The 7179-nt window shown below is 69.4% G+C and carries 4 protein-coding genes and 1 pseudogene; 1 reads left to right on the top strand and 4 read right to left on the bottom strand.

What is annotated here, in order from left to right; genetic code table 11:
• Both QZ753_RS10365 and QZ753_RS10360 read right to left on the bottom strand, forming a co-directional pair.
• A pseudogene (locus tag QZ753_RS10365) lies at window positions 1-224 on the bottom strand (hypothetical protein); the annotation flags it as partial.
• A gap of 124 nt (window positions 225-348) precedes the next feature.
• On the bottom strand, window positions 349-810 hold the full coding sequence (locus tag QZ753_RS10360; protein WP_294643443.1) for an Lrp/AsnC ligand binding domain-containing protein: 462 nt from the start codon (window positions 808-810) through the stop codon (window positions 349-351).
• A 130-nt stretch (window positions 811-940) separates the two neighbouring features.
• On the opposite strand from QZ753_RS10360, the gene putA reads away from it, so the two are divergent.
• Window positions 941-4639 carry a trifunctional transcriptional regulator/proline dehydrogenase/L-glutamate gamma-semialdehyde dehydrogenase gene (gene putA, locus QZ753_RS10355; RefSeq protein WP_294643442.1) on the top strand — a complete coding sequence of 1233 codons (3699 nt, stop codon included), beginning with the start codon at window positions 941-943 and terminating at the stop codon, window positions 4637-4639.
• A gap of 64 nt (window positions 4640-4703) precedes the next feature.
• Here the strand turns inward: putA and purU are convergent, their stop codons facing one another.
• Both purU and lepA read right to left on the bottom strand, forming a co-directional pair.
• A complete protein-coding gene (purU, locus tag QZ753_RS10350) occupies window positions 4704-5588 on the bottom strand; it encodes a formyltetrahydrofolate deformylase (RefSeq protein ID WP_294643441.1) in 885 nt (294 codons plus the stop codon).
• A 91-nt stretch (window positions 5589-5679) separates the two neighbouring features.
• On the bottom strand, window positions 5680-7179 hold a 1500-nt coding region (lepA, locus tag QZ753_RS10345; protein WP_294643439.1), incomplete at its 5' end, for a translation elongation factor 4.

The raw sequence follows: 7179 nt of genomic DNA, 5'->3' as shown, positions 1-7179 counted from the left end.
CGCAGGCCGGGGCTGGCGGCGAAGAACTGCCGGTCGCTGCCGACCAGCGTGACCAGCGCGACCGGCACGTCGAGCATTACGCGCACGTGCTCGGCGATCAGGCGGAACTGCGTCTCGCCCGCCCGCTCCAGAAGGCCGCTGCGCAACAGCGCCCGCGAGCGCGTGTCGTCCCGCCCCGCGAGCAGGCTCGCATCGGGCTTCAGGTCGGATCGGGTTTCGTTCATCGGCCGGTTCTGAAATTCCAAGGCTGGGCATCTAGTCGGTCCGGCCGAGACGAACAGGGGCAACCGGCGCGCCTGTGCCACTTGCGGTTGCCGCGTGGCATCCCGGCGACAGACGGGTTCCCTGTCATTTCTCCTTGATCGCCTCCATCGCGACGTTGGTGGACGTGCTCGCGACGTAGGGCAGGTTCGAGATCACCTCGCCGAGCACCTGCCGATAGCGCCGGATGTCGCGCGTGCGCACCTTCAGGAGATAGTCGAAGCGCCCGGCGATCAGGTGGCACTCCTCCACCTCGCGAATCTTCTTAACCGCCGCGTTGAAGGCACTCAGCGCATCCTCGCCGGTCGAGGAGAGCTTCACCTCGGTGAAGGCGACATGGTCGAGACCGATGCGAGCCGGGTTGATCACCGCCTTGAACCCGTCGATGAAGCCGCCCTCCACCAGCCGGCGGAAGCGGATCTGGCAGGGCGTCTTCGACAGGCCGACGCGGCTTGCCAGTTCTGTGACGGAGATGCGGCCGTTTTCCGCGAGAATGTCGAGCATTCGCCGGTCGAAGGCGTCCAGATCGCCCAACTGAGGCTCGTCCATGGTTCGTTCGTCCTGAAAACGGCGCCAAGATCGGTCCATACGGACCAAACCGCGCCCAACACAAGTCGGATCGCTGGCAAGGACCGGCGTATGATCGGCGTGTCCCATCCGCCGCGCCCGGAGTTCTTCGATGTCCGAGACCCTCGACCGTCCCGCCACCTCCGGCTCCGACACGCCGTTCGCGCGTTTCGCACCTCCGGTCTCGGCGCCGACGCCGCTGCGCGCGGCGATCACCGCCGCCTACCGGCGCCCGGAAACCGAATGCCTGCCGCCGCTGGTCGAGGCGGCGCGCCTGCCGGCCGAGCTTCGCGAGCCGGTCGCACGCACCGCGCGCGGCCTGATCGAGGCGCTGCGCGCCAAGCATAAGGGCACCGGCGTCGAGGGGCTGGTGCGCGAATACTCGCTGTCGAGCCAGGAGGGCGTCGCCCTCATGTGCCTCGCCGAGGCGCTCCTGCGCATTCCCGATACCGCGACGCGCGACGCCCTCATCCGCGACAAGATCGCGGACGGGGACTGGAAGTCGCATGTCGGCTCGGGCCGCTCGCTCTTCGTCAACGCCGCGACCTGGGGGCTCGTCGTCACCGGCAAGCTGACGACGACGGTCAGCGACCGCACGCTGTCGGCCGCGCTGACGCGCCTCATCGCGCGGGCCGGCGAGCCGGTGATCCGGCGTGGCGTCGACATGGCGATGCGCATGATGGGCGAGCAGTTCGTCACCGGCGAGACGATCGAGGAGGCGCTGAAGCGCTCGAAGCCCCTGGAGGCGCGGGGCTTCCGCTATTCCTACGACATGCTCGGCGAGGCCGCGACGACGGCCGCCGACGCCCAGCGCTACTATCGCGACTACGAGAACGCGATCCACGCGATCGGCAAGGCGTCGGCCGGGCGCGGCGTCGTCGAGGGGCCGGGCATCTCGATCAAATTGTCGGCGCTGCACCCGCGCTATTCGCGCGCGCAGGCGAGCCGCGTCATGGCCGAGCTTCTGCCGCGCGTGAAGGCGCTGGCCTTGATCGCCCGGCGCTACGACATCGGCCTCAACATCGACGCCGAGGAGGCCGACCGGCTGGAAATCTCGCTCGACCTTCTGGAGGCGTTGGCGCTCGACCCCGCGCTCAAGGACTGGAACGGCCTCGGCTTCGTCGTCCAGGCCTACGGCAAGCGCTGCCCGTTCGTGATCGACTGGACCATCGACCTCGCACGCCGCGCCGAGCGGCGGATCATGGTGCGCCTCGTCAAGGGCGCCTACTGGGACGCCGAGATCAAGCGCGCGCAGGTCGACGGGCTGAAGGGCTTCCCGGTCTACACCCGCAAGGTCCACACCGACGTCGCCTATGTCGCCTGCGCGCGAAAGCTCCTGGAGGCGCGCGACGTCGTGTTCCCGCAGTTCGCCACCCACAACGCGCAGACGCTGGCCGCGATCTACCACCTTGCCGGACGGGACGCCGCGCCGAACGCCTACGAGTTCCAGTGCCTCCACGGCATGGGCGAGCCGCTTTACGACGAGGTCGTCGGCCAGGGGAAGCTCGGCCGCCCCGCGCGCATCTACGCGCCAGTCGGCACGCACGAGACGCTGCTCGCCTACCTCGTGCGGCGGCTTCTCGAGAACGGCGCCAACTCCTCCTTCGTCAACCGCATCTCCGACCCCAAGGTCTCGGTGGACGCGCTGATCGCCGATCCGACCGAACTCGTCGCGGCCGAGGCGACGGTCGGCGCCCCGCACGAGGCGATCGCCGCCCCGGCCGATCTCTTCGCGCCCGAGCGCATCAACTCGCGCGGCCTCGACCTGTCCGACGAGACCGTGCTGGCCCGGCTGTCGGCGGACCTCGCCGCTTCGGTGGCCGAGCCGGTGGCGGCGCGTCCGCTTCTCGCGGGCGGCGCTGACGATGCGGGCGGCGCGCCGCGCACGGTGCGCAATCCGGCCGACCACCGCGATGCGGTCGGGACGGTTCGGGACCTCGCGCCCGGCAATGTGGCGGCGGTGCTGACGGCGGCCGCAGGCGTCGCGGACTGGGGCAGCTTGCCGACGGCTTTGCGCGCGGCATGCCTCGAGCGCGCCGCCGACCTGATGGAGGAGCGCATCGGCCCGCTGATGGGCACGATCATGCGCGAGGCCGGCAAGACGGCCGCGAACGCCGTCGGCGAGGTGCGCGAGGCCGTCGACTTCCTGCGCTACTACGCGGCCGAGGCGCGCTCGGGGCTCGGGTCCTCGCACCCGCCGCTCGGACCGGTCGTGTGCATCAGCCCCTGGAACTTCCCGCTCGCGATCTTCACGGGCCAAGTCGCCGCCGCGCTCGTCTCGGGCAACCCGGTGGTCGCCAAGCCCGCCGAGGAAACGCCGCTGATCGCTTATAAAGCGGTCCGCATCCTCCACGAGGCGGGCGTGCCACGGGAAGCGCTGCAGTTCGTGCCGGGCGACGGCCGCGTCGGCGCGGCGCTGGTGGCGGCGCCCGAGACGGCCGGCGTCATGTTCACCGGCTCGACCGAGGTCGCCCGCCTGATCGGCGCCGAACTCGCGACGCGGGTCTCGGCCGCGGCTAAGCCGATCCCGCTCATCGCGGAGACCGGCGGCCAGAACGCGATGATCGTCGACTCTTCGGCGCTCGCCGAGCAGGTCGTCGCCGACGTGATCGCCTCGGCCTACGATTCAGCCGGCCAGCGCTGCTCGGCGCTGCGCGTCCTCTGCCTGCAGGAGGACATTGCCGACCGCACGCTCGCCATGCTGAAGGGCGCGATGAACGAGCTCGCCCTCGGCCGCACCGATCGCCTCGCCGTCGACGTCGGCCCGGTGATCAGCGAGGAGGCGCGCGCCGGTATCGAGGCCCATGTCGAGCGCATGCGCGGTCTCGGCCTCACGGTCGAACGCCTCCCGCTGCCGGCCGAGGCCGCCCGCGGCACCTTCGTCGCCCCGACGCTGATCGAGATCCGCGAACTCTCGCAGCTTCAGCGCGAGGTGTTCGGGCCCGTGCTGCACGTCCTTCGCTACCGCCGTGACGATCTCGACGCGCTGGTCGATGCGATCAACGCCACCGGCTACGGCCTGACCTTCGGTCTCCACACCCGTCTCGACGAGACGGTGGCGCATGTGACGGCCCGCGTGAAGGCCGGCAACCTCTACGTCAACCGCAACGTCATCGGCGCGGTTGTCGGCGTCCAGCCGTTCGGCGGACGGGGCCTCTCGGGCACCGGCCCGAAGGCGGGCGGGCCGCTCTATCTCGGCCGTCTCGTCGCCCGTGCGCCGGTGCCGATGCGCGAGGGCATGCCGCACACCGACGAGGCGCTGATCGACTTCGCGCGCTGGCTCGAGGAGCGTGGCCATGCCGCCGACGGCGCGGCCGCGCGCGACATGGCAGAGCGGTCCGGCATCGGGCTGGTGCGCGAACTGGCCGGGCCGGTCGGCGAGACCAACCTCTACGGCCTCCATCCGCGCGGCCGCGTGCTTCTCGTGCCGGAAACGGATGCGGGCCTCCGGCGGCTTCTGGCGGCGGCGCTCGCCACCGGCAACACGGCGGTGGTGGACGGGGACGCGGGCCTTACAGCCCTTTCCGACCTGCCGCCGAGCGTTGCCGCGCGCGTCTCCCATGCGTCCGACTGGGCGAAGGCTGGGCCGTTTGCCGGGGCGCTTATCGAGGGGAACGCAGAGCGCGTTCGGGGCGTCAACGCCCGCATCGCTGCGCTCGACGGCCCGCTCGTTCTCGCGCAGGCGGCGACCGGCGAGGCGCTGCGCGACGACCCGGAGGCGATCTGCCTGAGCTGGCTTGTCGAGGAGGTGTCGACTTCGGTCAACACGGCGGCGGCTGGCGGCAATGCCAGCCTGATGACGATCGGCTGACGAGAAAGGGCCGGGGGCGACGCCCTCGGCCCGTCCTATCCGGCTTCGATGAAAGGGTGGGTCTTCAGCCCATCTTCTCCGAGGCGTAGCCGCCGGGCGAGGCCGGGAAGACGACGGTGCGGTCGCCGTTCGGGAAGACGCGGTGATGGATATGCGCGTGGATCGCGCGCGAGAGCACCTGCGCCTCGACGTCGCGCCCGATCGACACGTAGTCCGCCGCCGACTGGGCGTGGGTGACGCGCGCGACGTCCTGTTCGATGATCGGACCCTCGTCGAGGTCGGCGGTCACGTAGTGCGCCGTCGCCCCGATCAGCTTCACGCCGCGGTCATAGGCTTGGCTGTAGGGCGCCGCGCCCTTGAAGCTCGGCAGGAACGAGTGGTGGATGTTGATGATGCGGCCCGACATGCGCTGGCACATCGCATCCGACAGCACCTGCATGTAGCGGGCGAGCACGATCAGCTCGGTGCCCGCACTCTCCGCAATCTCGAGGATGCGCGCCTCGGCCTGCGGCTTGTTGGCCTTGGTCACCGGCACGTGGTGGAAGGGCAGGTCGTGGTTGACCACGAGCTTCTGGTAGTCGAGGTGATTGGAGACGACGCCGACGATCTCGATCGGCAGCGCGCCGATGCGCCAGCGGTAAAGGATGTCGTTGAGGCAATGGCCGAAGCGCGACACCATGAGGAGGACCTTCATGGGCACGCGCGTGTCGAAGATCTCGTAAGTCATCGAGAAGGGCGCGGCGACGGCGTCGAAGCCCTCGCGCAGCGCCTCCAGCCCGACGCCCTCCTCGGAGCGGAAGCCGACGCGCATGAAGAAGCGGCCCGCCGCCATGTCGTCGAACTGGGCGCTGTCGATGATGTTGCAGCCCTGGCCCGCCAGATAGGTGGAGATGGCGGCGACGATGCCGCGTGCCGTCGGACACGTCACCGTCAGGACAAATGGCTGCATCGTCGGTCTCGTCAAAGCGGGTGAGGGGCCCGTCGCCGTCGAGGCGCGGGCGAAGGCGGGCAAGGCCCGCCGTCGGGAACGGGGCGTGCCGTCAGCTGTCCATCTTCAGGGCAGCGATGAAGGCTTCCTGCGGAATGTCGACCTTGCCGAACTGGCGCATGCGCTTCTTGCCCTCCTTCTGCTTGTCGAGGAGCTTGCGCTTGCGGGAGGCGTCGCCGCCGTAGCACTTGGCCGTCACGTCCTTGCGGAGCGCCGAGATCGTCTCGCGCGCCACCACCTTGCCGCCGATCGCCGCCTGGATCGGGATCTTGAAGAGGTGGTTCGGGATCAGCTCCTTCAGCTTCTCGCACATGGCGCGGCCGCGCTTCTCGGCCTGCGTCCGGTGCACCAGCATGGAGAGCGCGTCGACCGGCTCGGCGTTGACGAGGATCGAGAGCTTCACGAGATCGCCCTCGCGATAGTCCGCGAGCTGGTAGTCGAACGAGGCGTAGCCCTTCGAGATCGACTTCAGGCGGTCGTAGAAGTCGAAGACCACCTCGTTCAGCGGCAGCTCGTAGGTGACCATGGCGCGCTTGCCGACATAGGACAAGTCGACCTGGATGCCGCGGCGCTCCTGGCAGAGCGTCAGGATGTTGCCGAGATAGTCGTCCGGCGTCAGGATCGTCGCCTTGATCCAGGGCTCGTAGATTGCCTCGATCTGCATCGTGTCCGGCATGTCGGCCGGGTTGTGCAGCATCACGGTCTCGCCGTTGCGCATCTTGATCTCGTAGACCACCGACGGGGCGGTCGCGATGAGATCGAGGTCGAACTCGCGGCTCAGGCGCTCCTGGATGATCTCGAGGTGGAGGAGCCCGAGGAAGCCGCAGCGGAAGCCGAAGCCCAATGCTGCCGAGGACTCCATCTCGAACGAGAAGGACGCATCGTTGAGGCGCAGCTTGCCCATGGCCGCGCGCAGGTCGTCGAAGGCGGCGGCATCGGTCGGGAACAGGCCGCAGAACACCACGGGCTGGGCCGGCTGGAAGCCCGGCAGCATCTCGGCGGTCTGGCGCTTGTCCTCGGTGATCGTGTCGCCGACGCGTGTGTCGGCGACCTCCTTGATCGAGGCGGTGATGAAGCCGATCTCGCCGGGGCCGAGGGCCTCCATGTTGATCATCTTGGGCGTGAAGACGCCGACCCGGTCGACCGGGTACTTGGCGTCGGTGCCCATCATGCGGATGGTCTGGCCGCGCTTCAGCTCGCCGTCGATGACGCGCACGAGCACGACGACGCCGAGATAGGCGTCGTACCAACTGTCCACCAGCATCGCCTTCAGGGGCGCCGAGCGGTCGCCGGTCTTGGGGGCGGGCAGGCGCTTGACGATGGCTTCCAACACGTCCTCGATGCCGATGCCGGATTTCGCCGAGATCATCACGGCCTCGGAGGCGTCGATGCCGATCACCTCCTCGATCTGCTCCTTCACCTTGTCGGGCTCGGCGGCGGGCAGGTCGATCTTGTTGAGGACGGGCACGATCTCGAGATCGTTGTCGAGCGCGAGATAGACGTTGGCGAGGGTCTGCGCCTCGACGCCCTGCGCGGCGTCGACGACGAGGAG

The organism is uncultured Aureimonas sp., from assembly GCF_913775355.1.
In the GTDB taxonomy this organism is placed as follows: Bacteria; Pseudomonadota; Alphaproteobacteria; order Rhizobiales; family Rhizobiaceae; genus Aureimonas.
Note: the sequence above shows the minus strand (reverse complement) of the source record. Positions and strands in the feature narration are given on the sequence as shown.